Below are 24078 nucleotides of genomic sequence, written 5' to 3'. Positions count from 1 at the left end.
TTACCGCCGCAGCTCCAGATTGTAGACATCGGCGAAGTTGAAGTCCTTGGCGACGAAGATACCGACCTCCTCGCCCTGGTTCTTTTTCAGCACCGGCCGGATGTTGATGTTGTTCTGGAGCGCGATCGCGGCCCCTTCGCTCGGCGCACGCGTGACATTGTTGAAATTGCCGTTGCCGCTCGATGCGGCCTGCCCGGCAATATAGGCGGCGTCATCGACGAGCGAGAGTAGGAGCGCGCCGCCGAACCGTGCCCAGAAGAAGCTGTCGACCGCTCCGGCGAGCCCGGCGCGGCCGAGCGCGTCTGACCCAGGCGAGGCAAGGTCGATGCGGACGCCTTGTGGCGTCACCGCCCGGGTCCAAAGCACAAAGAGGCGGTTCTGCCCCTGTTGGATGCCCCCGCGATACTCGCCGAGTACGCGCGTGCCCTTTTCCATGAGCACGACCCGGCCATTCTCGGAATACACGTCCCGTGGAATCAGGCAGGACGTGTATCCAGGCTGTGCGGAATTGATGGCCGTCTGAAGGGTGCAGGGAATCAATGTCCCCGCAGTGATCAGAAAATTGCGATTGGGGAGCATCGAGGCTCGCGCTTCGCCTACGGCTGAGCTTTGTCGCAGCAAGTCCAGCGCATTGGGCGCACCGCCCTCCGTACTCCCTGGCGTTCCTGAATTTTCGGTCGGTTGCGCGCTCGAGGCCGCCGCCGGGCCTTGCGAGGTCTCTCCACCGAGATCGCGCCCGCCATAGGCGATGAGTGTCGACCGTCGCGCCTGGTCGGCCAGGTTCGGCCGGGCGCCTGACGGGCCGGGCGCTGCACCGGGCTGCATGGCAGGGACGATCTGACCGTCGGGGCCAGGAACCCCGGCTGCGGGATTGAGCACCGGTGCGTTGGGATCGTTCCCGCCTGCGCCGAGCGGTCTCGGCTGCGGCGCGACCGCCGCGTAATCGACGGTTTCCCGGGCCACGATATCGCGCCGCTCTTGGGCCGCCCCGCCCGGTGCAGTGAGGTCACGATTGGAGGCCTGTTGGCTCGTTCCGGAATTAACCCACAGGATGCCGAGTACCATCGCCGTGCCGGCAAAGATGAGGGCGGTATTACGCTTGGAAGGCGTCATCCCCCCGATCGGCTCGATACCGCGCTCGTGCAGGATCTCGTCTTTTTCTGGCGTGAGATCGGCGCTCGGCAGAGGGCGCGAAACGGAGGATGGATCTTCAACCATGGCTCATTCCTGCGGATGTGTGATGGTGCGCTCGACATGGGGCGACCCGGTGTTCGTCCCATGATCGACCCCATAGGGTTCTGGCGCCTGATTATAGATGCACAGCACCTCGCCGCCCCGCCGAAGGCGCAGCTGACGCGCCACCAGATGGACGACGACGAATTCGTCACGGACGTCGAAGGGAACCAGCGTCTCAGACCCGTCTGGTCGCACCAGATATATAGCCGGCACCTCGCGGTTCGCTGGGAAACGCAACACCGTGAACTGCCCGTTATCGGAGACCTCCGACGGCTGAAGCTCGCTGGAGCCCTGCACCTTGTAGTTCATGTTGCGAGGCCCTTCGACGACCCCATGATCGAGAGCGCCGCGAACGGCCCGGCTCTCCAGGGCAGCCGCCTGCATGGCAATCTGCGCGGCCCTGAGACGCGCGGCGCGGTCTGCATCGTCCCTGGGATATCGGAACCGCACCTGAAAATAGGCTTGGCCGTTGCGGCCCGTGATCGGACCGCTGCGAGCGGTCAACTCGAACGCATAGCTGCGCAATTCGCCTCCGCGCGACGTGGTGACGATGAGATTGGTCGGTCCGGCACGCTCACGCGGCTTGAGGAACAGGATGTGCCCGGCGACGGCGACCTCCCAAGATACGGTGTCGCCCAGCGCGACGTGCTGGATCGTCTCATCGTCGCTCAGGACAATCTGTGTTGCGGTCCGGAACGTGCCGACGATCCGATAGACCTCGGTCTCTTCATATTCGACGAACTTGACGCGCGGGTCGGACGGACCACCTCGCGGAACTTCGACCGCGTGCGCCGCCGTTACAGGCACCAGCGCGCAAATGATGGCGGCGGAGAGCGCCCTCATCGGATCACCTCCGGATCGGCACGATAGTTTTCGACCTGGAATCCCAGCGGGTTCCGGTAGCGATCGCCTTCCGCCATGGGCGCGTTGGCGTAGGCGAACGTGATCGTGGCGATCCAATCGCTGTTCTGGATGTCGGTCTCGGTCTGGACTGTCCGCGTGAACCGGACATTGGCGACGCGATCGTTGATGAAGGCGATGTTGCGCACGCGCGCCTGCACAACTGCGTTCTTGCCCCAGACATTTTGGGGACTGGCACCATTGTTGCTACTGTAGAAGCGCGCCCAGCGCTGCTGTTCGGTCGGCTGCGAGAGGATCGTCACGAACCGAAAATTTTCTTCGGCCGCTGCCGGGATCCAGCTTTCGCGGGTTCTCACATACTGGGCGAGGAAGTATTTGGTGACCGCCTCATCGTAGCGCATCGGCCGCTGCGTGAGCGCGGTCTGGACATCCACCGCGCCGGTGGTCTGGTTGACGCGAATAACATAGGGCACGACAGTCTTGAGAGGCGTCAGAGCCGCAACTGCGAAGATCGAGGCCGCGGCCAGGAGTGAGGCGATGGCCGCGATGCTCCAAGCGATGCGGGTCGAGCGCAGCGCGTTCCGGATCCTGTCCTGATCCCAGCTTCGTGCGTCCCGGAAATAGCGCTGCAGCCCCGATGCCGGCACCGCCTCCGAGCGGTCATCAGCAGCTCGCATAATGCGGTCCCCTTGGTGCGAACGATACTTTGTCTCCGGAAGATGACGCGGAAGGCACGGCGGGCGGTGGGGGTGGATCGCCGTCTCTTGGATGCGATAGCGGCGGTATGGGCGGCGCAGCTCTCGGCGCCGTGGTCGCAGGCACAGGTGAGCCCGGTAAGACGCTTCCATAGATGTTCACGTCGCGCAGGTGATGGCCATTGCAAACCGCGAGCTTCTTTGGACCGGATGCACAGCCGACGACGCCGAGCGCAGCCAGAACAACGCCCAGGCAGGTGACGCTACGGCGGAAGCTAGGCGCGAATATTGGTGAAGAAAAAGCCATGAGATGCCTCGCTACGCCGCTTCGATGGTGCCGCCGCGGTGAGCGGCGCGCTCCAAGTTGCGGCTGTTGCGCATGACGCGACGCTGTCGGAAGGGAGATGCCATCGTGCCCCAGGCCGTTCCGGCGAAGGCACCCACGCCGGCAGCGGCTCCCCCGGCTATTCCCGTTGCAATGGCTGGAGCCTGGAAGAAGAAGATCGTGCCCAAAAATATGTACGCTGCAAACAGGACAGCACCGAAAGCCGTATCCACGACGCCTTCAGATGCTGCTGTTGCAGCCGCTCCGAGGTCTGTGATCAGGGTCGTGATGGCTATGATTACAGCAAGGAGAACGATATAGTTGAATACTTGCCCCAGCCAGCCGTGGAAAAAACGCCTCGTTGGCTCGAAGAGAGCTAGAGCGATGAAGATGGGGCCAAGTGCGATAATGATCGCCAACGCAACTTTGGCAAATATAGTAATAGCAAATCCAACCGCTGCCGAGAGCCCAGCTAATGCCTTCAGCCCCAGGCTCAGCGCATAGAGGACCAGTTTATATGGGTTAATGTCGCTGTACGTTGCGGCTTCAGTCTCTATCCGTGCAACTATAGCATCACTTTGAGTGTAATAGTCGTCGAAGGCCTCTCCTACTGTGTCGATCGTCTTACCGGCGAGAGCTTGGGAGATCGCATCGGGCATTCCGTGGAAGAGCGGCGTCGTGATCCAATCGGAATAGGCGACCGTCGTCGCAGCAACATACAGCAGACAGAGCTTCACCATCCGATAGAATAGCTCACCCCATGGTTCGCTGATGATGCCCCGCATCACCATGTAGCCGAACAGGGCGATGTAGATAACCAGCCCGACAGCGAGCGGACCACGGACAACCTCTACGACGTTTTGGAGACGCTCGTTGAGGAAAAGATCAAGCTTCCCATCAACGTTCGCGTAAAGTGAATTGAACATGTCCGTGGCCATGCGAAGCTCCAAGGCGCTGGATTATTTCGAAAGCGACCGCATCTTGTTGTCGAGAATCCGGAGGCTTTCAGCGTTGGAACACTCCTGTTCGTTGGGATGTGATCCGTCGGCACAGGCCTTGACGAGTCCTCTGAGCTCTTCCGGGTGAGAGGTTAGATAGTCCTTCCCGCGCGGTGCCCGCTCGCATCCTGCGAGCATTCCCGCTGCGGCAAACCCAAGCAGCAAAGCTCTCGCGGTCATTGCGACAAGCTTTCTAGCTTCGTCGCCAGTATCGCTTCGCTTTCGCGCTGTGATCGCAACTGGACGTCTGCTTCTTGCCGCATTCGCAGCGCCTGCAATTGCAAGGCGTCGTTCTGGATATGGGCATTCTCGACCCCTACCCTCGCCTGGATATCCATGACCTGCTTGGCGTCCGAAGCCGTATCCAGCGAGGTTCTCAGTTCTTCGAGCCCGGCGGTACGCTGGGCCGACACGCCATAGGCCGCCTCCGCGATCGCGGCATCGCGCGCTGCGAGGTCGCCGTTCCGCAAGAGGTTGTCGCGGGAAGCGCGCTCATACGCCGACGCACCTGGTCGCAATTCCGGCAAAGCGATACGGTTGGCGTCCCGGATACGGGTCGCGGAGCTCCCGAGCGAGCCCAGGCTGGCATTGTCCGACGACATCAGCCGGCTGATGTCACGGGCCTCCCGCGGCAGAAGGTGGCGCATGGCATCGGTGGAAAGAGATGATGCGATGCCGTTGACGTCGGTGACCTGGTTGAAGCTGCCATAGAGCTGCTTCGCTTCTGCGATCTGCTCCTTCCCCTGATCGATCATCGACAGGGTGTTCTTCACCGTGGCCAGCGCCTGCAGATAGCCGGAGCTGTCGTAGACGGGGATACCTTGCGCGACTGCAGGCCCCGCCATTCCAAGGGCGATGGCGCCAAGTGCTGCGTATATGCCCTTACCCATAGCTCATCCTTTCCTGATCGATGCAGACCGACGCTGCTGGTGAAAAAGAGCCAACCATTTCGCCGGGTCGTCGCCGACATCAGCGCGAATGGCATCGAGGAGCGTCACGGTTTCCGTGGTGCCCGAGAGCACCGCGAGCTCGTCGGAGAGGCCGCCCAGGTCCAGTTCCACCACGATCGAGTCATGACCCTGCTTGATGAGGAAGCGGCGAGATTCCGGGTTCAGGTCGTGACGGACGAGCTTGAATTCCGCCTGGGTCAGGCCCAGCCCGTCGATATAATCCGTTTCACGCCCATAGGGGTTGGGCAGCAGGATCTTGGTCGCGACCTGCTCCATGATACTGTGCGAGATATCCGAGCGCAGCGCATCGGCCGGGCTCTGCGTGCCGAAAACCAGGAAGGCGTTCTGCTTGCGGTAGGTCTTCAGGCCATCCTGGGCAAAGGCGCGGAAAGCGTCATCACCCAGCGCCTTCCAGAACTCATCGATGTCGATCACCAGTCGTCGGCCATCCAGAAGGCCGTCGATGCGATGGAACATGTACATCATGATCGGCGTGCGAACTTCCGGATTGTCGAGGAAGTCGGTCATGTCGAAGCCGAGGAACGGCGCATCGAGCGACAAAGCATCGATCTCGTTGTCGAACACCCAACCCAGCGATCCGCCTCGCGACCATTTCTCAAGCCGAGCGCCGATGCCTTCCGGATCGCGCTGGCCGAGCAGCTGGCGCAGGGCCAGAATGGATCGGTTCTCCGGTGCGAGCCGCCCGAGCGACGCCAAGCCTTCGTCGATCATGCGCTCCTGGGTGACGCCCAGCGTGCCGCCGGGCGGCGTCACCAGCTGCCGGATCAGACGACCGAGAAAGACGAGGTTGCGCGGCCCATATTCGAGCGCCCGCAGCGGCGCGAAGCCGGTTGGCTCCCCGTTCTTCAGCGTCAGATAGATCCCGCCAGCAGACCGCACGTAGATCTCGGCGCCGCGATCCTTGTCGATGAAGATCTGCTGCGCGCCCGTCTTCTCGAGCTGCGCCATCAGGAAGTTCTGAACGACCGTTTTGCCCGCGCCCGAGGGACCGATGATGAGCGTGTGGCCGAGATCCCCGACATGGAAGTTGAAATAGTAGGGCGATTGCGCGGCCGTTTTCATCAGCGCGATCGCCGGACCCCAATGATTTCCGCTCGGCCGGCCTGCGGGGTAGGTATGAAAAGGTGCCAATGCGGCGAAATTCCGCGATGTGATTGCCGCCGGCCGCGCCCGCCACGCGAAGTTACCGGGAAGCTGAGCCCAGAAGGCTGCTTCGAGCGCCGGCCCTTCCCTCGCTGATACCAAACCAGCGTCCGCGAGCGCCGCCCGCGCGGCCGACAGATTATCGGCGAGTCGCCTCTGGCTTTCGGCAAACACCCCAAGCGAGAAATGATGTTCGCCAAGGACGAACCGATTGCTTTGAAGATCGTCGGCGGCGTCTTCGAGGTCGAGCGCCTGGCTTGCTGCCGCGTCCTCGGTCGAAGCCATCTGGTTCTGTCGCCGGCGCAGCCTTTCGGCTGCGCGCGCCTTCCCCATGAAGGTGAAGGACTGCGAGACGACGAACGCGAAATCCTGGCCGAGCAGAGCGTTCATCTGACCGGGACGGGTGAGCGCGGGATATTCCCGGATGCCGAAAATGCCCAACCAGCGGCTCGCATCATGGGCGCGGATCTCGACCGTCTCGCGTCCGAAGATCACCCGCTCGCCGTAGAGGGCTGATCCAAGATGGCCTCGGACCAGCGGGACCTTGGCCTTTGCGCCCATCATGACTTGCTCGAGCACTTCGAGCGGCCTGGAGAATAGGAGGCCATTCTGCTCATAAAGAGCGAGCCGCGCGGGGCTGCACCGCCGAAGCAGCTTTTCGATATCGCGCGCCTTCTCCTCGAAGCGGGCCAACTCGTCGGGGTCGACTTCCTCATCGGCCGCCCTGGCCTTGGCGATGCGCTTGAGGAGAAGCCCGGTCCGATCGGCCGAGCCGACCGCCGGCCGCATGATCAGCGTCAGATAATGCTCGTTGACGAACATGCGCTTGGCAGTCACCCGCGCGCGATATTTTTCGTCCAGATCGGCCGCGAAGTCCGAGCGGAATTGGCCTTCGGGATAGTCATCGACCGGGCGGCGAACGATGTGCGTCCAGAGCGCGAGCCGATCGTCGGCAATGTTGCGCCAGGTGCCGTTGAGCTTCTCGTGCCAGTCATTGAGGTGGATCGGATCCGCGGTCTCGAACGCAAGCCCTTCAAGGCGGAACATCATCATGAGGTCGCCGCTATCGAGCGCGATCACCTCCGATGTCACGTGGCGCACGTAGGGCAGATAGCGACCCGGCTCGGCCTCTTGCCGCAATATGCGCCACGGCGTCTTGCGCGGCGGAAGCTGGGCAGCCGCGCTAGCCACGCGCAAAGCCCTTGCGTTTCAGCCCGGCAACCGGGAGCGGCGAATAGGAACTGCCGCCCCACCAGGCGCGGTTCCGGCTGCGCGCCTTGGTCATGGTCCACAGCCACAGCAGCCGGAAGGCATTGGCATCGTGCCGCACGATGAGCCGCGCCACGGCAAGACAGGCGCCTCCGATGGCGCCGGCATAGAGCGGGTTGCCGCTGACGATCAAAGTGAGACAGGCGGCAAGCGCGATCGGCAACGAGGCTTCGAGCGGCACGCCGAGCCACATCGTCGGCCGCGTGACCGCCAGGAACAGCGTCTCCTCGCGCAGCCGCTCGTCCAGGGCGGCGCTCTCCTTCACGCACCACCTGTGATGGTGTCGACGATCCACTGCGCACTGAAGACGATGAAGATGCCAACGATGACCGTCACCAGAAGGCCGAGGCTGGCGCGCCCGGTGAAAAACATGAACCCAACGATCACGACCGCGATCACCGCGATGGTCTTGGCGAAGGTCCCGGTGAGCCAGGTCTTGATGTTCTCCGCCATGGACGTGATGCCGTCGGCACCTTGCGCGTGTGCAGGATCGCTCAGCAGCATCGAGACAAGCAGCGCCAATGCCATCACGCCGATGACGCGCAGCAGAAGTCGCGCCCATTGGGGCCGTCCGCCCGGGTGGGCGGTGATTGCTGTCATGGATGCTGTCCTTTCTGAGATGCGGCCCCGTCGCCGAACACCATGAGCGAGGCCTGGCTCGCCCTCGCCGCTGTATTCCACCCAGCTGCGGCCGGTGGCGAAACAGGGGTGTCGGGTGGCGGAGCGAAGGTGGGCAGAGATTGAGGAATCGCTGGTGCGGCAGCCACCGGCGCCGTGCCACGGATCAGCGGAATGACGGCCGACGCGCTGGCATAGACCCTGGCGACATAGCCATTGCGAAAGCCGCGCTGCCGGTCGCCGGTATTGTACATCGACAGGGCGGTCGCGATCGCATGATCCCGGCTCGGGGCAAGGCGCGCGACCGCCTGGTAGTTGGTCGCGAGGACACGCGCGGCGGCGGCCAGATTGGAGCAGGGTTCGAACGCATTTTCGACCGAAAGCCCCAGCCAGCCGAGATTGGCGCTGTTAATCTGTCCCAGGCCGAGATCGATGTTGTAGCCTCGACCAATCAGGCTGCGCGCCGCAGCGATTGCCTGCGCCTTGGTCGCGGGCTTTGGCGCGCGCACGCCGGGACTATTGACCCCGATTGCGAGACTGTTGAACCGGCTCTCCGTGTGGACGATCGAAATGAGCGTCTCAGGCGCCACCGTCGGTGCGCAAGCTCCTGCAAGCGAAAGAAGGGTGGCGACATCGAGGATCATCGGCGGCCGCCGTCCAAACGCTCGATGCCGGCCAGCGAGAAGGTCTGGCTGCGGCCGTCGTTGAACGTGATGACCACCCGGCGGCGAGTTGTGGAATCGCGATCATAGACCTTCGTGCGGGCGACGCCGCCGCTACAGCCGGGAAAGGCGCCGCCGGTGGCCAAGCGTTGCCATAGCTTGGTCATCGGCGACACGCATTGCGCGTATTGGGTCGCGCCACCGGGATTGGAAAGACACAGGAGAACCTGGCAGCCCAGGTCATTCGCCGCTGCCGGTGCGCTTGGAAGGGCTGTGGCGAGGGCGAGCATCGCCATGCCGAATATTGCACGTTGCATCGGGTCTTCCCCCGCGAGAGACAGCTCCCGCGTCGGGAAATGCCGTCAGCTATCCGTTGGATTTCACCTCTCTTTTGTTCCGACCGCGCTCGATTTCGGCAATCCCCCTAGCCGGGGGGGGAGTTGATCGGTTTGCTGCCGCAGGAATTCGGACAGAGCGCCTTCCTGGTCGGGCCGGAGAGCATCGATTGCGGCGAGATGGTCTGGCGGATCGCCGCCGAGCAGGATGGACGGGCACTGCCCGTCATAATTGCCGAGATTGGGGCGGTGCTGCTGGTAGCCGACCAGCGCGGCAAGCTCGGGATAGAATGCGCTGGCCACCTCGGGCGGATAGGTCAGCCACTGGTTCTCATAGGGCTTCAGCCAGCCGAGGCAGTAGCTGACGATGATGCCTCGGCGCACCGCGTTTGAACGATTCGCGCCGGCGCCATGGAGGGTCGATCCCAGGAATATGATCGCCGATCCCGGATCCGCTTCGATGGCGACCGGCTCCGCGCCGTCGTCGCCCTGCCCGCCATTGTGGCTCCCCGGCCAGACCAGCGTCGCCCCATTTTCGGCCTTGAACGGCGAAATCGGCCACATGACGTTGACGAGATATTCGAGCTCGCCGGTCGGACCGCGCCACATGTCCTGATCCCGGTGCGGAAATTGCGCTGGCGCCCCCGGGTGCAGCTCGAGCGCTTGCGTGAGGTTGAGCTGGACCGTGTCGCACCAGGGCTCGAGGATAGCGTGGACGAGGCGCATGACGGCAGGGTTTTGGACAAGACTTTCAACCGTCGGCGCGCGCTTCAGCAGGCCACCGAAGCGTTTTGTCCGAGGGCCGTAGAATCCGCCCTGGCAGAAAGGCGTGGCGGCAAAACGCGGATGGAGGGATCGATTGATCTCCTCGATGCGTGACCGAGACTCGACATCCCGCAGGATGCAGAAGCCGTGCTGCCGCAGATTTTCGTCGGCTTTGGTCGCGGCGGAGACGCCGCGCCGTGCGATCGTGGCCATGATCGCCCTCCTCATGCTGCGGCGGGAAGATCGGCAAGGCCGACAGGGCGGAAAATGCCGCTCGCGCGCAGCTGCTCGCGCGTTCGGTCGTCCACATCGATTTGCAAGGCGACGAGACTTCGCCCTTGCTCGGACGTGGGAAGACCCAATGGTCGGCAAGTCCAGCCGAAACCCAGGATCTGCTGGAACCACGGCCACTCGGCGACCCCGGTGAAGCTGTGGATCTGGTTGGCGAGGGCATATTCGACGAGCGCGGTGACCAGCTGATTGCGCAGCTCGAGACGCTCCCGGGCGCGCAATTTTCGCGCAAGGCAAAAGCGGGTGATTTCCAGGATAGCACTGCCGCGCGGCGGCGCTTCCTCGCAAAGATCCGGGAAGATCGTGCCGAGAATATGCTCGTGCGTGGTCGGCAGAAGCCGTGCGGAGGCCCGGTGTTCCCCGTCGTCCCCGGTAACAACGATGTAGACGGCGCGATCATTGTCGAACTGATCGATCTCGTAGCGACCGGCGATGACCGGAACGTCCCAGCGAAGAAGATCGACGAAGACCCGCTTGCGCTCCTCGAACATGGAGCGAAACAGGCGGTGTTCCATGGCTTGCGAAAAGCCGGTCCCGATGTGCATGACAGCCTCCTTTTGGTGAGGCCTGTCAGTCGATCAGAGGCGGCTTTTTTGCGTTATCCCCAGTTCTGGGGAGATCATCGGCCGAACACATCGGCAAAGCTGATTTGCCCTTCGAACAAGGCGCGAATGGCGAGGAGGGTGCGCTTGGTGACGCCATAGCGGTCGCGCGCATCCTTCACATGCTGGATCACCGTTTCCTGGCCGATGCCGAGGATCTGGCTGATCTCCCAATCGGTCTTGCCCCGCGCGACCAGCGCCACGCATTCGGCCTGCCTTTCGGTCAGGCTCGGGCATTCGGATTGCGGCGCGTGGATCCGGGAAATCTTGCGTGCCGCTTCGAACGCGAAGCTGCCGACGAGCTGCACGAACGGCAGCTGCCGATGGTCGAGCATCTCGCCCGCCGCCATCGCGAAGGAACAGGATCCATTGAGCTCGCCAGGAATATGGGCCGGAACGGTGAAGCCGTCGCCCAGCCCGGCCTCGTAGGCTTCTGCCAGGATCGAGCGATCGGCGGCCGTCAGAGAGATGATCGACTGAACCGCCGACCAGGCAAAGCCCACATTGGTGCGATGGCTGGCGCGGTGGATCGGGTCGCTCGCATAGAGGCGTCTCGCCTGGAAGCGCTCCACCCAGTCTTGCGGATAGTCGACGATGTGGACCGAGCGAACCGCAGGCTTCAGGTCGACATGATGGACCAGGGCATAGTGCCGAAAGCCCATGGCCTTCGTGATTTCGGCCATCAGGTCAGACAAGGCCGTAGCGTCCTTGATCGCGCCAGCGACAGCGCAGAAATCCTGAACTTGCCCAAGCCCGATCATCATATGGCCGGCGAGATCAGAGCAGCGCTTCCATGTTGAGATGACCATCGCGAACCGCGCGCAGCACCAGCTGCGTGCGTCGTCGCACGCCATAACGCCTGCGGGCCGATTCAACATATTCGTGCACGGTATCGCGGCTGAGGCCGAGGATCTGGCCGATCTCCCAGTCGCTTTTGCCTTGCGCGACGAGCGCGATGCATTCGACCTGGCGAGGACTGAGAGGGACGCAGGCCAATGGCCCTGCCCTTTCGCCAAGCAGCTCGCGCGCCCGATCATAAGCGACCGAGCCGAGCAGACGGGCGGTCAGAACCTCTTCTGCACTCAGCGGCTCGTCGCGTGATCGGGCCGCAGTGAAGATCGCCTCGGGCTCGCCCGGGGTCCGGATCGGCAAACTGTAGCCCGATGCAAGGTCATGATCCCGGGCGCGGTCAAGGATGCCTCGCTGGCGCGGCGTGAGCTCCAGCACGTCGCCGACACGGTCCCAGGCCAGTCCAGAGGGCGTACGTGCGCAGGCCGCATGGATGGGATCTTCGAGATAATGGCGCTCTTCGAGCACTTCCTCGAGCCAGGCCGACGGATAGGTTGTGAGGAACAGGCTTTGCTCGTCGCCGCGCCGAAGGTCGATATTGTGAAGCAGCGTGAACCAGCGGAAGCCAAGATCGCGCACGGCGGCATCGATCGTGCCATGCAGATCGCCAAGGGTTTCAGCACGCTGACAGTCCGTCGCAAAGCGCGTGAGATCATCAAGGCGGCCGCAGTCTTTTATCCTGTTCGCCATAGGCGACGGAAGCTCGTTCGCGAGGAGACGGCTCGTCCACACCTAAGCGGCGAGCGCCATGATTATCAGGATGAGTTGAGAACGATTCGCAACAATCTACGATTAGAATGGATCGCCTATGACACTTTATCCGCCGGCAAAGTGTCATAGCTGACAACCCGTCTGTGGCCGCCGATTTGGGATTCACATTGATCCTGCTTTGTGCTTGATTCCATCATGTTATGTTTCATGCAGGCAAGCCTCTTGAACCCTCCATTGGCTGTGATGTCGCGGCCGTGCTCGAGACGCTGGCGACCGTATCGAGCCGGCCCCGTTATGCCTTCATGCTGCTCAACCTGATCGCCCAGGTGGCGGGGCCAGATGGAAGCGCCGGTCCCTGGGTCAGGCGGAACGATGGGCTCGTTTCCCTGCGCGATTGGCTATGCGACGCATTGACCCCGATGGCCCAGCGTGGTCCGCGCAGCATTACGCTGGCCGAGCGGGTCGAGAGCGACCTCGCTAGAAACGGACTGCTCCCCGGCGATCCGGAGAAAAGGCGCGGCGTGATCGCGGAGGAAATGCGGGCACGCATTCGCACAGCCGGCAAGAGTAATCTCAGTCGCGCCGTTTCCGAACTGGTGAATGCAGGCCTGCTCCGCCGACATTATCAGGGCTATCGCGTCGACCATCGGAACCGTGGCGGCCAGCGCCACGCCGTCTATACCTTGATCGGCGATGCTCTGCGTCTAGTGCCGGGCATCAGCTCCACACCGAATCTGCCCGTGCAAGGCGAACTTGCCCTCCCAAGATGATTGCGCAGTCGAACCGGGATTGCTGCAGTAGTGTGCTGTGAGGTCGGGTAACGATGTCCGAATAATAAGGCCAGTCAGAACGTCAGCATTGACCTTGCCGGCAATTACATCAGCCATTCCCGTCAAGGATCGCCATGGCCTTCTTCGACGCGAATGGATTGTCAGATTCGGAATGAAGCCGGGCACGCGAGCCATATAATCGCGGTAAACCTCGCCGAAGTTGGCTAGCGCCTCCTTTTCCTCATGCCGAGCCAGCCGAATATACATCACGACGAGCACCGGAAACATAGCAAGGGTCAAAAGGGTCGGCCATTGTAGCAAAAAGCCGAGCATGACGAGAATGAAGCCGACATATTGCGGGTGCCGGATCCGGGCATAAATCCCAGTAAGGGCCAATTGGTGTTTGCGCTGACTCAAGTGAAGGGCCGTCCATGCAACCGAGATCAGCCAGTAACCCACGCCGATCAGCACAAAGCTGGCGATGTGGAATGGACCGTAATGGGGATTAACTCGCCAGCCGAACATCATCTCCAGGAGATGTCCAGCATCGTGGCTCCACCAGTCGACAGCGGGGAAATACGACTGGAGCCACCCCGAAAGCACGAAGATCGTGAGCGGGAAGCCATACATTTCCGCGAAGAGCGCTATGATGAAAGCGCTGAACGCCCCCAAACTGCGCCAGTCTCGTTTAGTTGCCGGCTTGAAGAAGCTGAACGCAAAGAGGATGAAAACGGCGGCGTTAACCAGCGCGAGCCCCCACAGACCATAGCCATAGTCGGCGTGCGTCATCGCGACTCTCCTTCGATGCGGCCGTTGGGATTGGCCGGTAAGCCGGCGGGTGCCTGACCGGGCTCATGGCCATGCTGATGCCCACCATGGCCGCGGTGCATGAACAGGTGCATGAGCGGGCAGGCGAGCAGGATGAGATAGGGCAGCACACCCAGGAAGTGCGCGGTATGCTCGGTGAGGAGGAAGAAGCTAGCGACGAGCAGGAAGCCGATCAGAACGATCTTGCCGCGCTTGCGCATGCGATGGTCATGTTCGCCCATATGCCGTCCTCTTCTGGTCAACGTCCGGGCAGCATAGGCTCGAGTCCAAGGAGCAAGGTATAAGTAGAGACCGAAGTCCCCCGGGCATCGCGCAGGCATGGGTAAGGCGATCGATGGGATCGGCCATCGGCGTTCGGGCGACGCAGCTGTCGGGGAGCAGCAGTCGTGCTGCGGATTTTGCGTATAGGCGTGCGGCGTCCGCGAACCAATGCTGCGCTCACGAACATAATCGTGAGAGGCAGGCCCGCGTCCATGCAAAAGAGAAAGAAACGGCACCATTCCCGCGTGACCATCTTCGAGCGTGAAGCAAGGATCGATCTGGCCAAGCGCCCGGCCGATGGTCTCGGCGTTGCCTTTCTCGGCGCATCGGGAACGGTCACAGGGTCGCGTTATCTGGTGGACGATGGTGAAACTCAGATCGTGGTCGATTCCGGCCTGTTTCAGGGACCCAGGGATCTGCGCCGCCTTAATTGGGCATCGATCCCACCCGAAGTCGCGGATGTCGGCCAGGTGCTGCTGACCCACGCCCATCTCGATCACTCGGGCGCACTACCGCGCATGGCGCGCCTGGGCTGGGACGGGACCGTCCTTGCCACGCGGGCGACCGCGGCCCTGTGCGAGCTCCTTCTTCCCGACAGCGGCCATCTGCAGGAAAAGGATGCGGAGTTCGCCAACCAGCACGGCTTCTCCAGGCACCAGCCGGCGCTGCCCCTCTACACCCAGGCCGACGCGCGTCTGGCATTGCAGCTCTTCCGCCCGATCGAGTTCGGAGCGTGGCATGCAGTCACGGACGGCATCAGGGTGCGCTACCATCGCGCCGGCCACATCCTCGGCGCGGCGTCGATCGAGATCGACTGGAAGGGGCGGACAATCCTCTTCTCAGGCGATATCGGCCGTTACGGCGATGCGGTGATGAAGGATCCCGAGCCGCCCGCGCGCGCCGACTATGTCCTGGTGGAATCGACCTATGGCGATCGGCGCCACGAGCAGGTCGATCCGACAAAGACGCTTGGAGATCATGTCGAGCGATGCGTCGAGAGAGGCGGGACGGTGGTGATCCCGGCCTTCGCCGTGGGACGGGTTCAGTCGCTTCTCTATCATTTCTCGCGTCTGCGCGCGCAGGGACGCCTCCGCGACATCCCGATCTTCCTCGACAGCCCGATGGCGATCAACGCGAGCGGGCTGATGTGCGATTTCATGGACGAGCATCGCCTGGCTCGCGCCGAGTGCGAAGCGGCGTGCAGCGTCGCGCACTATGTGCGCGAAGTGGAGGAATCCAAGGAACTCACCGCCAACCCCACCCCCAAGGTCATCATCTCGGCCAGTGGAATGGCAACGGGCGGCCGCGTGCTCCACCATCTCAAGCGCTTCGCGCCGGATGGGAAGAACCTCATCCTCTTCTCGGGCTTCCAGGCGGCGGGCACCCGCGGCGCCGCCATGATCGGCGGCGCCCGGACGATCAAGATCCACGGCGAGTATATCCCGGTCGAAGCCGAGGTCGCCAACCTGACGATGCTCTCGGCGCATGCCGACAGCGACGAACTCATGCGCTGGCTCGGGTCGCTGCACGAGGCCCCGCGCCACGTCTATGTCACCCATGGCGAGCCGACCGGCGCCCAGGTCCTGGCGAAGCGTGTCTCGGAGGAACTGGGTTGGGCATGCAGCGTACCGGCGCTGGGTAGCTGGGGCATGCTCGCGTGAAGCCCGGGATCATCGAGGACGCCGAAGCAGAGCCTGTCGCGACGACGCTGCGGGCACGCCGCATCGGCCTGTCGGCTGCCGGAAGCGATCTGATCGCGGTCATGCGCCACGACTGTCCCGTCTGCCGCTCGGAAGGTCTTGCGTCCCGCGCGCAGGTCGCGCTGCGCGCCGGCGGGCGGGAAATCGTCGTCTCGCTGCTGCACAGCTCCGCGGAGACTCCAGCGCCCGGCGAGATCGGCCTCTCCGAATCCGCATGGCAGCGGCTCGGCGTCAGCGATGGCGATCCGGTCGAGATCGCGCACGCCCAGCCTCTCGCCTCGCTCGCCGAAGTGCGTCGGCGCATCTATGGCAATCGTCTCAGTGACGGGGCTTTTTCAGCGATCATCACCGACATCGCCGAGCGACGCTATAGCGATGTCCATCTCTCGGCGTTCGTCACGGCCTGCTCAGCGGTCCCGCTCGATACGGACGAAACGATCAGCCTGACCAGGGCGATGGTCGATGTCGGCGAGCGATTGCAGTGGCCCGGAACGGTCATCGTCGACAAGCATAGCGTCGGTGGCTTGCCGGGCAATCGCACCACGCCGATCATCGTCTCGATCATGGCCGCGGAGGGCCTGATCATGCCCAAGACATCGTCGCGGGCGATCACCTCACCGGCCGGCACGGCGGACACGATGGAGGTGCTGGCACCTGTCGACCTCGACGTTTCCGCAATCCGCAAGGTGGTCGAGCGCGAAGGCGGCTGCATCGCCTGGGGCGGCGCCGTCAACCTCAGCCCTGCCGACGATGTGATCATCGGCGTGGAACGGGTGCTCGATATCGATGCCGTCGGGCAGATGGTCGCCTCGGTGCTGTCCAAGAAAATCGCGGCCGGTGCGACCCATCTGGTCATCGACATCCCGGTCGGGCCGACCGCCAAGGTACGCGGCGCCGATGCCGCCGACACGCTCGAGCGGGCGCTGAGCTCTGTCGCCCAAGCCTTCGGGCTTCGCACGCGCGTGATGCGCGGCCCCGGCGCCGAGCCGATCGGACGGGGCATCGGTCCGGCGCTCGAGGCGCAGGATATCCTTGCCGTGCTCCAGGGGCAGCCGGGCGCCGAGGATCTCGCCCACCGGGCCTGCGAGCTGGCGGGAGGACTGCTTGAGCTCGCGGACGCAGCCCCGGCCCGCGAAGGTTATGCGCGTGCGCGGGCGTGCCTCGAAAGCGGCCGGGCCTGGGCCAAGTTCCAACGTATCTGCGAAGCGCAGGGCGGCATGCGGGCTCCACCGGTCGCCCGGTTCCAACAGGATATGATCGCTCCCTATAGCGGCCGCCTGGTGAGTATCGACAATCGCAAGCTCGCGACGGTCGCGAAGCTTGCCGGCGCGCCGATGGCCAAGGCCGCCGGCGTCGCGCTGCAGTGTCGGCTGAACCAGATGGTGGATGCCGGGGCTCCCTTGTGTAGCATTCATGCCGAGAGCCCGGGCGAGCTCGACTATGCGGCGGCCTATGCGGTGAGCGACGGGCCGATCTTCGGGATTGAAGCGCTATGAACCGTCCCGTGCTGTTCGCGCTGTCTGGCAGCGAGGCCCTGGCACAGCCGCTATCCGCCGCGCTCGATGCAGAGGTCGGCACGATCGAGCATCGTCAGTTTCCTGACGGGGAAACCTATCTCAGGGTCGGAAACGACGTCAGCGACCGCGAGGTCATCCTGCTGTCCAGTCTCGATCATCCGGACGCCAAGCTGTTGCCGCTGCTGTTCGCAGCCGACACCGCGCGCGATCTTGGCGCTCGCAGGATCGGGCTCGTCGCCCCTTACCTCGCTTACATGCGCCAGGACATACGCTTCCATGCCGGCGAGGCGGTGACGTCGCGAACCTTTGCTGCGATCCTGTCTCGCCATCTCGACTGGCTGGTGACGGTCGATCCGCATCTCCATCGCTACCATGAATTGTCGGAAATCTACCGCATCCCAACCCAGGTTGTTCATGCCGCGCCGTTTTTGGCCTCGTGGATCAAGCGCAATGTCGCTCGCCCGCTGATCATCGGTCCGGACCTGGAAAGCGAACAGTGGGTCTCGCAGGTGGCGGCCGATGCCGATGCTCCGTTTCTCGTGTGCGAGAAAATCCGATCCGGCGACCGTCACGTCACCATCTCGATTCCGAATGCCCCAGCGTTTCTCGATCGCCAGCCGGTGCTGGTCGACGATATCGCCTCATCCGGTCGGACCCTCACCGAGGCGGCGCGCCAACTGGTCGGCATGGGGTTCGCGCGACCGGATTGCGTGGTCGTGCATCCGCTTTTTGCCGGCGATGCAGAGCAGGTTCTGGGTGGGCTTGTCGAAAGGATCGTCAGCACGAACGCGGTTGCACATGCGTCGAATGATATAGACGTCATGCCAGCGATCGCGGAGGCCGTTCGCCACCGGATTGAATGGCGTGCTGCGCGTCAGTTCTAAGACGGAAATGAACGCCCGGCAAACGCTGTGCGCGTCCTCATCCATTGACCCTAAACGAGTCCGAACCAATCTCCTGAGATCTCCCTTTCGGAGAAAATCGCGGCAGGGAAGGAGGATATGTCGTGTCGCACACACGCTCGTTCATCGATCCCCTCGACGTTGCTGGGCACCTGAAGCTTGAGCCCGAAGTAAAGCGCGCCACCCTGCTATCCTGGGCGTCCGATCGCGCAGCCGTCAAGGGCCAACCCGCCCCCCTCGCCCGCCGGGCGCCAGTAACCCGCTGCCGGTCGACGATGTGATGGAAGCGTAGCGATGGCTCGATCGCGCCGAGGGCGGCGCGGGCAACTCGCATGCATCGTCCGGAGCAGAGACCCGGCAATGAGCCGCAGCGACCGCGGCATTGGTGTGAGCGGAGTAGCCGAACCCTCACAGTTTCGCTGTCCTTCGCCGTTTTGCCTCGCCAAATTTTTACTCTTGACCTGGGACCATAGTCCAACGTGCAGAGAAGTATCCCTTGAAGCGCTGCCCTCGCGGCACTGCGTATTGATCGATCTCGGGGGCTATGGGGAACAAGCGCGTCGTGCATATCGTCGATGACGAAGAGACAATACGAAAAGCACTAAGTTTCACGTTGCGGACCGCAGGGTTTGCCGTAGAAGCCTACGCTTCGGGGCCGGAGTTTCTGTTGAGCGCAGAGGACGCCGAGAAAGGCTGCGTGGTTCTCGACATGCACATGCCCGACATGGACGGCCTGCAGGTTCAGGCGGAGCTGACGCGACGCGGTATCGACATGCCCGTCGTGGTGCTGACGGGCAATGGCGATCCTACGCTCGCCGTACAGGCGATGAAGGCGGGCGCTGCCGACTTTCTCGCCAAACCGGTCGAGAAGGCCGCATTGCTCGGCGCGATCGACCGCGGCTTCAGCTGGCTTGAGAGTATAGCCCGTCGTGCCTCCGAACAGGCCGACGCTCTTTCGAAAGCCGCGAGACTGACGCAGCGCGAACGGGCCGTTCTGAGAGGAATTTCGCGAGGCTATCCAAATAGCCTTATCGCAGATGAACTCGGCGTCACGTCGCGCACGGTCGAGCTGCATCGGGCCAGTCTGATGATCAAACTCAACGCGCAAAGCCTGCCCGACCTGTTGCGGATCGCTTTCGCCGTCGACCTGCACGAATCGACCGAAAACGGGCACCCCTAAAATTCTCGGCCGTGCGATGCCGGATGCTATGCGGATCGGGCCGCGGCCAGTTCGGCGATGATCGGACAATCCGGCCGCTCGTCGCCTTGGCAGCGCTCAGCCAGGTCGATTAGCGTGTCGCGCAGCGCCGTCAACGCCTCGGCTTTGCGCTGAAACTCATCGGCGCGGGCAAGGGCAAGCCGCTTCACCTCCGCGCTGGCACGGCCGGTATTGGCCCAAAGGCTGAGCAACGTGCGGATCTCCTCGATCGGGAAGCCGAGATCGCGGGCATTGGCGATAAACCGGAGGCGATGGAGGTCGCGCTCGCCATAGTCACGATAGCCAGCACCCCGACGCGCCGGCGCCGGGATGAGGCCGATCTTTTCATAATGGCGGATCATCCGCTCAGAGACGCCGCTCTGCCGTGACGTCTCGCCGATGTTCACAGTGCTTTCCGGTTGAGGCGCAGCGCGTTGGTGACCACGCTCACCGAAGAGAGCGCCATCGCCGCCGCCGCGATAATGGGCGAGAGCAGAATACCGAACAGCGGATAGAGCGCACCCGCCGCTACGGGCACGCCCGCGACATTGTAGATGAAGGCGAAGACGAGATTCTGGCGGATGTTCGACATGGTCGCTTGGCTGAGCCGCCGCGCCCGGACGATGCCAGTCAGGTCGCCCTTGAGCAGCGTGACGCCAGCGCTCTCGATCGCGACGTCGGTGCCGGAACCCATGGCGATGCCGACGTCGGCGGCGGCCAACGCGGGGGCGTCGTTGACACCGTCGCCGGCCATGGCGACGACCCGCCCCTCGCGCTTGAACCTGGCGACCACGGCGCTCTTCTGATCGGGCAGCACCTCGGCTTCGACCTCGTCGATGCCCAGGCGTCGGGCGACCGCTTCCGCGGTCGTGCGGTTGTCGCCGGTCAGCATGACCACGCGAATGCCCTCCGCCTTGAGCGCGGCGAGCGCTTCTGGTGTCGTGGCCTTCACCGGATCGGCGATCGCGAAGGCGCCGCCGACTGTGCCGTCGACCCCGATGAAGATCGCGGTGGCGCCATCCCGGCGCAGCGCGTCGGCCTGGCTGGCGAGCGCATCGGTCGCAACCCCTTCGTCGGCAAGGAACTGCGCATTGCCGAGGACGATGCGCCGCCCTTCGACCGTGCCGAGCGCGCCGCGCCCGGTCGGCGAGTCGAAGTCGATGACGTCGCTCGTGACGATGCCGCGATCCTTCGCGGCCTCGACGATTGCCAACGCGAGCGGATGCTCGGACGCCCGCTCGACCGAGGCGGCAAGACGCAGCAGCTCGGCTTCGTCGAAGCCGGGCGCCGGCACGACCTGGGTGACGGCAGGCCGGCCTTCGGTCAGCGTGCCTGTCTTGTCGACGACGAGAGTGTCGACCTTCTCCATATGCTCGAGTGCTTCGGCATTTTTGATGAGGACACCGAGCCCGGCGCCGCGGCCGACCCCGACCATGATCGACATCGGCGTTGCCAGCCCCAGTGCGCAGGGACAGGCGATGATCAGCACGGCGACCGCCGCCACCAGCCCATAGGCGAAGCGCGGCTCGGGACCCCAGATGCCCCAGGCGATGAACGCGACGGCCGCGACCGCGATGACCACGGGCACAAACCAGCCCGACACCTGATCGGCCATGCGCTGGATCGGCGCGCGCGAGCGCTGCGCCTCAGCGACCATCTGGACGATGCGTGCGAGCATGGTATCGCGGCCGACCTTGTCGGCGACGATCACCAGCGCACCGGTCTGGTTGAGCGTGCCGCCGATCACTGTGTCGGCCTTTGCCTTGGTGACGGGCATGGATTCGCCGGTGACCATCGACTCGTCGAGCGAGGAGCGGCCGTCCTCGACTACGCCGTCGACCGGCACCTTCTCGCCCGGCCGCACCCGCAGGCGGTCGCCCACCGCAACCAGATCAAGGCTGATTTCCTCTTCGTTCCCATCAGAACCGATCCGGCGCGCGGTCTTTGGTGCAAGGTTGAGCAGCGCCTTGATCGCGCCCGAGGTGCGTTCCCGCGCGCGCAGTTCGAGCATCTGGCCGAGCAGCACGAGGACGGTGATCACCGCGGCCGCCTCGAAATAGACGGCAACCATGCCGTCCTCGCCGCGGAAGGCCGGCGGGAACAGCTGAGGCGCGAGCGTCGCGATGACGCTGTAGATCCAGGCGACCCCGGTCCCCATCGCGATCAGGGTGAACATGTTGAAGTTGCGGGTCTTGAGCGAGGCCCAGCCACGCTCGAAGAACGGCCAGCCCGCCCACAGCACGACGGGTGTCGCCAGCACGAACTGGATCCATACCGAGATAGACATCGGCACGAGGCGATGGATCGCGGGAAAGACATGCGCGCCCATCTCGAGGATCAGCACCGGGAGAGCCAGCACGAGGCCGACCCAGAAGCGCCGCGTGAAATCGACTAGCTCGTGGCTGGGGCCGCTGTCGGCGGTCACGGTCGCGGGTTCGAGCGCCATGCCGCAGATCGGACAGGACCCGGGATGGTCCTGGCGGATCTCGGGATGCATCGGGCAGGTCCAGATCGTGCCTTCGGGCGCCGCGACCGGCGGCGTCGGCGGGCCGAGATAGCGCTCGGGATCGGCGATGAATTTGGTCCGGCAGCCCGCGCTGCAGAAATGATAGCTTTCACCGCTATGCTCGGCGTGATGCGCCGTGGTCGCCGGGTCGACGGTCATGCCGCAGACCGGGTCCTTGACGCCGGTCGCCGCTTTAGCGGTGCCGTGGCCGCCGCAGCAACCGCCGCCATGCGCCGCTCCATGTGTCTCGTTCATCGCCTCGCTCCTTTCGACGCCTGACGATCTAGGGTCTGACACCGTGTCAGGGTCAATACGTAATCGCCTAAGTGGCCAAATCGGCGGGCCCGTTCGCTTGGCCGCCATCAGGCCGGGGAGCACGCCGTCGGCATTGGGCTGGGTATCGTCGATGCCATCGAGCCGCTGCACGGTCAGGCGGAAGGCGAGCCGCATGAGACCCGTGCTGGCGGCCATAATCGGCGATTACCAGGCGCCAATCCGGGCGCAGCATGGCAAGCATGGCGGCACGCCACCGCTTCTCCCGCGCCCACAGGCGGATCGCGCGATCATAGTCTTTCGTCGATCCAGTCCCGCGCGGCGGGGTGTACGATTGCATTGGCTTCTCCCAACGCGAGGCGTTCGAAACGATAAACTACATCGACATGGGTGGCGACAGTGTCCCCAGCCAGGCGACCAGCCCGAGAATGACGATCGCAAGACCGCCTTCGACGACGAGGCTCGCGCGCAGCAGCGCCTGCGCCCGTGGCGCGTCCTCTTCCTCGATCGCCTGCGCAAGTGCCGGGGTCAGGCGATAACGGTTGAGCGCGGCCAGGCCCAGCATGCCGGCGAAGAGCAGCAGCTTGGCGATGAGCAGCAGGCCGTAGGTCGACTGCCCGAGAGACGCGATGTTGCCCGGGCCGACCAGGAACCAGCCGTTCACCGTCCCGGTCAGGATCAGCAGGGCGACGATGATCGTGCCGACGAAGGAGAAGCCCCGCAGCGCTTCCTCGGCGAGCATGACCCGGTCCATGTCTTCAGTGGCGAGATCATCGGTTGCGAGCCTGGTAAGAACCAGCGCAAGGAATGCGGCAAGCGCGCCGACCCAGGCGCCCGCGGCGAGCAGATGGATGAGATCGGCCCCCAGTTGCAGCCAGCCCGCCTCGCCTTCGCCGGCCGCGCCATGCCCGCTCCAGGCGAGGGTCGCGAGTGCGACCGCGCCTGCCAGAGTGGAGGCGATGAAGGCAGGACGGGATTGCCGGCGATAGAAGGGGATGGAGAGCAGAAGAACGAGGAGCGCGACGAGGCGCGCCTTCAGCGCCGTTCCCATGGACGTGCCGTTGAACAGCTCTGCGACCATGGAAAGATCAGGCTGGGTGAGCGGCAGCCCGGTCATGGCCGCTGCCTGCAACGCGAACCCCAGCGCCGACAGCAGGAGGGCGAGACAGGCGAGACCGGCCACCATTGCTACCATCGGCAGATGCCGCTGTACCATCCGGCCGCCGCCGGGCGCATAGAGCGCGAACAGCGGCAGGCCGAACAACAGGCCGAGATCGACGTAGAGCGCCCAGCGGACGGCGACGAGTGCCACGTCGTTCATGGCGTCACTTGACGGTAAAGGCGAGATTGCCCTGGATGCGGTGCGTGTCGGTCGAGACGACGTGCCAGGCGACCTGATAGCTGCCCGCCATGAGCGGCTTGGCGAGCGTCAGCACGAGCGTCTTGTCGCCTTCGACGGACGTCTTGAAGCCGGTTACCGCCATGCGGTGGTTGGGCATGCCGGGCATGCCGGTCATCACGATCTCGGCGCCCGACAGCTTCGGCATCAGACCTTCACTGAAGGTGAGCGTTATACGCGACGGCGCCGAGACGCTGGCGTTCGCGGCGGGCGTCGAGGACACAAGCTTGGGATGCGCGTAGGCCGGAGCAGAAACACTCAGGCCGACGGCGGCGATAACTGCGAGAGGCGAAAAGAAACGCATTGGAACATTCTCCTGTAGATCCCATGAGACAATACGCAGCCCGAGCCCCCACCCCTCGCAATTATTCTTTTCAATCTACAGCAAGGGTT

Annotated in this window: 25 protein-coding genes and 1 pseudogene; 5 read left to right on the top strand and 21 right to left on the bottom strand. The window is 63.8% G+C overall.

The genetic code is table 11. From position 1 onward, the window contains the following. The 15 genes from virB10 to SLG_RS19875 form a co-directional block, all read right to left on the bottom strand. Positions 1-1218 carry a type IV secretion system protein VirB10 gene (virB10, locus tag SLG_RS19940; RefSeq protein WP_014072617.1) on the bottom strand — a complete coding sequence of 406 codons (1218 nt, stop codon included), beginning with the start codon at positions 1216-1218 and terminating at the stop codon, positions 1-3. Positions 1219-1221: 3 nt separating this feature from the next. Then, positions 1222-2079: a P-type conjugative transfer protein VirB9 gene (gene virB9, locus SLG_RS19935; RefSeq protein WP_007683410.1), complete on the bottom strand. Its 858-nt coding sequence runs from the start codon at positions 2077-2079 to the stop codon at positions 1222-1224. Continuing rightward, positions 2076-2774 carry a virB8 family protein gene (locus SLG_RS19930; RefSeq protein WP_007683408.1) on the bottom strand — a complete coding sequence of 233 codons (699 nt, stop codon included), beginning with the start codon at positions 2772-2774 and terminating at the stop codon, positions 2076-2078. The genes virB9 and SLG_RS19930 overlap by 4 nt, the downstream gene beginning before the upstream one ends. Positions 2775-3110: 336 nt before the next feature. After that, on the bottom strand, positions 3111-4055 hold the full coding sequence (locus SLG_RS19925) for a type IV secretion system protein (RefSeq protein ID WP_007683405.1): 945 nt from the start codon (positions 4053-4055) through the stop codon (positions 3111-3113). A 21-nt stretch (positions 4056-4076) separates the two neighbouring features. Next, on the bottom strand, positions 4077-4253 hold the full coding sequence (locus tag SLG_RS22505) for an EexN family lipoprotein (RefSeq protein WP_418361288.1): 177 nt from the start codon (positions 4251-4253) through the stop codon (positions 4077-4079). Between the two features lie 38 nt (positions 4254-4291). Continuing rightward, the gene (locus tag SLG_RS19920; protein ID WP_007683402.1) at positions 4292-5005 is read right to left on the bottom strand and encodes a type IV secretion system protein; all 714 of its coding nucleotides are present in this window, start codon (positions 5003-5005) and stop codon (positions 4292-4294) included. A gap of 3 nt (positions 5006-5008) precedes the next feature. Then, the gene (locus tag SLG_RS19915) at positions 5009-7420 is read right to left on the bottom strand and encodes a VirB4 family type IV secretion/conjugal transfer ATPase (protein WP_014072616.1); all 2412 of its coding nucleotides are present in this window, start codon (positions 7418-7420) and stop codon (positions 5009-5011) included. Beyond that, positions 7413-7763 carry a type IV secretion system protein VirB3 gene (locus SLG_RS19910; RefSeq protein WP_007683398.1) on the bottom strand — a complete coding sequence of 117 codons (351 nt, stop codon included), beginning with the start codon at positions 7761-7763 and terminating at the stop codon, positions 7413-7415. Before SLG_RS19910 ends, SLG_RS19915 begins: the two co-directional genes overlap by 8 nt. Next, positions 7760-8098, bottom strand: coding sequence for a TrbC/VirB2 family protein (locus tag SLG_RS19905; protein WP_007683396.1), 339 nt, complete (start codon positions 8096-8098; stop codon positions 7760-7762). Before SLG_RS19905 ends, SLG_RS19910 begins: the two co-directional genes overlap by 4 nt. Next, a complete protein-coding gene (locus SLG_RS19900) occupies positions 8095-8760 on the bottom strand; it encodes a lytic transglycosylase domain-containing protein (protein ID WP_007683393.1) in 666 nt (221 codons plus the stop codon). Before SLG_RS19900 ends, SLG_RS19905 begins: the two co-directional genes overlap by 4 nt. After that, a complete protein-coding gene (locus SLG_RS19895; protein WP_009823965.1) occupies positions 8757-9095 on the bottom strand; it encodes a hypothetical protein in 339 nt (112 codons plus the stop codon). Before SLG_RS19895 ends, SLG_RS19900 begins: the two co-directional genes overlap by 4 nt. A 63-nt stretch (positions 9096-9158) precedes the next feature. Then, positions 9159-10091, bottom strand: coding sequence for a phytanoyl-CoA dioxygenase family protein (locus tag SLG_RS19890; protein WP_007683389.1), 933 nt, complete (start codon positions 10089-10091; stop codon positions 9159-9161). A gap of 11 nt (positions 10092-10102) precedes the next feature. Next, entirely contained in the window at positions 10103-10714 is a 612-nt protein-coding gene (locus tag SLG_RS19885) for an acyl-homoserine-lactone synthase (protein ID WP_007683387.1), read from the bottom strand. Between the two features lie 74 nt (positions 10715-10788). Beyond that, positions 10789-11454, bottom strand: a complete 666-nt coding sequence (locus tag SLG_RS19880; RefSeq protein WP_231848816.1) for a LuxR family transcriptional regulator — start codon at positions 11452-11454, stop codon at positions 10789-10791. Between the two features lie 94 nt (positions 11455-11548). Further along, the gene (locus SLG_RS19875; protein ID WP_007683383.1) at positions 11549-12310 is read right to left on the bottom strand and encodes a helix-turn-helix transcriptional regulator; all 762 of its coding nucleotides are present in this window, start codon (positions 12308-12310) and stop codon (positions 11549-11551) included. A gap of 221 nt (positions 12311-12531) precedes the next feature. Here SLG_RS19875 and SLG_RS21165 point away from each other — a divergent pair, with 221 nt between their 5' ends. Then, the gene (locus tag SLG_RS21165; protein ID WP_013039076.1) at positions 12532-13101 is read left to right on the top strand and encodes a hypothetical protein; all 570 of its coding nucleotides are present in this window, start codon (positions 12532-12534) and stop codon (positions 13099-13101) included. 117 nt (positions 13102-13218) lie between these two features. Here the strand turns inward: SLG_RS21165 and SLG_RS19865 are convergent. Both SLG_RS19865 and SLG_RS19860 read right to left on the bottom strand, forming a co-directional pair. Continuing rightward, positions 13219-13890 (bottom strand): annotated as a pseudogene (locus SLG_RS19865) (methyltransferase family protein); the annotation flags it as partial. Continuing rightward, a complete protein-coding gene (locus SLG_RS19860) occupies positions 13887-14150 on the bottom strand; it encodes a DUF2933 domain-containing protein (RefSeq protein WP_007683380.1) in 264 nt (87 codons plus the stop codon). The pseudogene SLG_RS19865 and the gene SLG_RS19860, both read right to left, overlap by 4 nt. A 252-nt stretch (positions 14151-14402) precedes the next feature. Between SLG_RS19860 and SLG_RS19855 the strand changes: the two genes are divergently transcribed. The 4 genes from SLG_RS19855 to SLG_RS19840 all read left to right on the top strand — a co-directional run bounded on the left by SLG_RS19855 (position 14403) and on the right by SLG_RS19840 (position 19489). Continuing rightward, on the top strand, positions 14403-15851 hold the full coding sequence (locus SLG_RS19855; protein ID WP_013849921.1) for an MBL fold/beta-CASP domain-containing RNA metallo-hydrolase: 1449 nt from the start codon (positions 14403-14405) through the stop codon (positions 15849-15851). After that, positions 15848-17386, top strand: coding sequence for a thymidine phosphorylase family protein (locus SLG_RS19850; protein ID WP_007683378.1), 1539 nt, complete (start codon positions 15848-15850; stop codon positions 17384-17386). The genes SLG_RS19855 and SLG_RS19850 overlap by 4 nt, the downstream gene beginning before the upstream one ends. Continuing rightward, entirely contained in the window at positions 17383-18291 is a 909-nt protein-coding gene (locus tag SLG_RS19845) for a ribose-phosphate pyrophosphokinase (protein ID WP_007683377.1), read from the top strand. Before SLG_RS19850 ends, SLG_RS19845 begins: the two co-directional genes overlap by 4 nt. 562 nt (positions 18292-18853) lie before the next feature. Further along, entirely contained in the window at positions 18854-19489 is a 636-nt protein-coding gene (locus SLG_RS19840) for a response regulator transcription factor (RefSeq protein WP_007683376.1), read from the top strand. Between the two features lie 26 nt (positions 19490-19515). Here SLG_RS19840 and cueR read toward each other — a convergent pair whose 3' ends face one another. The 4 genes from cueR to copC form a co-directional block, all read right to left on the bottom strand. Next, positions 19516-19914 carry a Cu(I)-responsive transcriptional regulator gene (cueR, locus tag SLG_RS19835; protein ID WP_004212744.1) on the bottom strand — a complete coding sequence of 133 codons (399 nt, stop codon included), beginning with the start codon at positions 19912-19914 and terminating at the stop codon, positions 19516-19518. Further along, positions 19911-22268 (bottom strand): heavy metal translocating P-type ATPase, encoded by a 2358-nt coding sequence (locus SLG_RS19830; protein WP_007683374.1) that lies wholly within the window; start codon positions 22266-22268, stop codon positions 19911-19913. The genes cueR and SLG_RS19830 overlap by 4 nt, the downstream gene beginning before the upstream one ends. Positions 22269-22662: 394 nt before the next feature. After that, a complete protein-coding gene (copD, locus tag SLG_RS19825) occupies positions 22663-23607 on the bottom strand; it encodes a copper homeostasis membrane protein CopD (RefSeq protein ID WP_007683373.1) in 945 nt (314 codons plus the stop codon). 4 nt (positions 23608-23611) lie between these two features. Next, positions 23612-23989 carry a copper homeostasis periplasmic binding protein CopC gene (gene copC / locus SLG_RS19820; protein ID WP_007683372.1) on the bottom strand — a complete coding sequence of 126 codons (378 nt, stop codon included), beginning with the start codon at positions 23987-23989 and terminating at the stop codon, positions 23612-23614. Positions 23990-24078: the final 89 nt, after the last annotated feature.

The organism is Sphingobium sp. SYK-6, assembly GCF_000283515.1.
Taxonomy (GTDB): Bacteria; Pseudomonadota; Alphaproteobacteria; order Sphingomonadales; family Sphingomonadaceae; genus Sphingobium; species Sphingobium lignivorans.
Note: the sequence above shows the minus strand (reverse complement) of the source record. Positions and strands in the feature narration are given on the sequence as shown.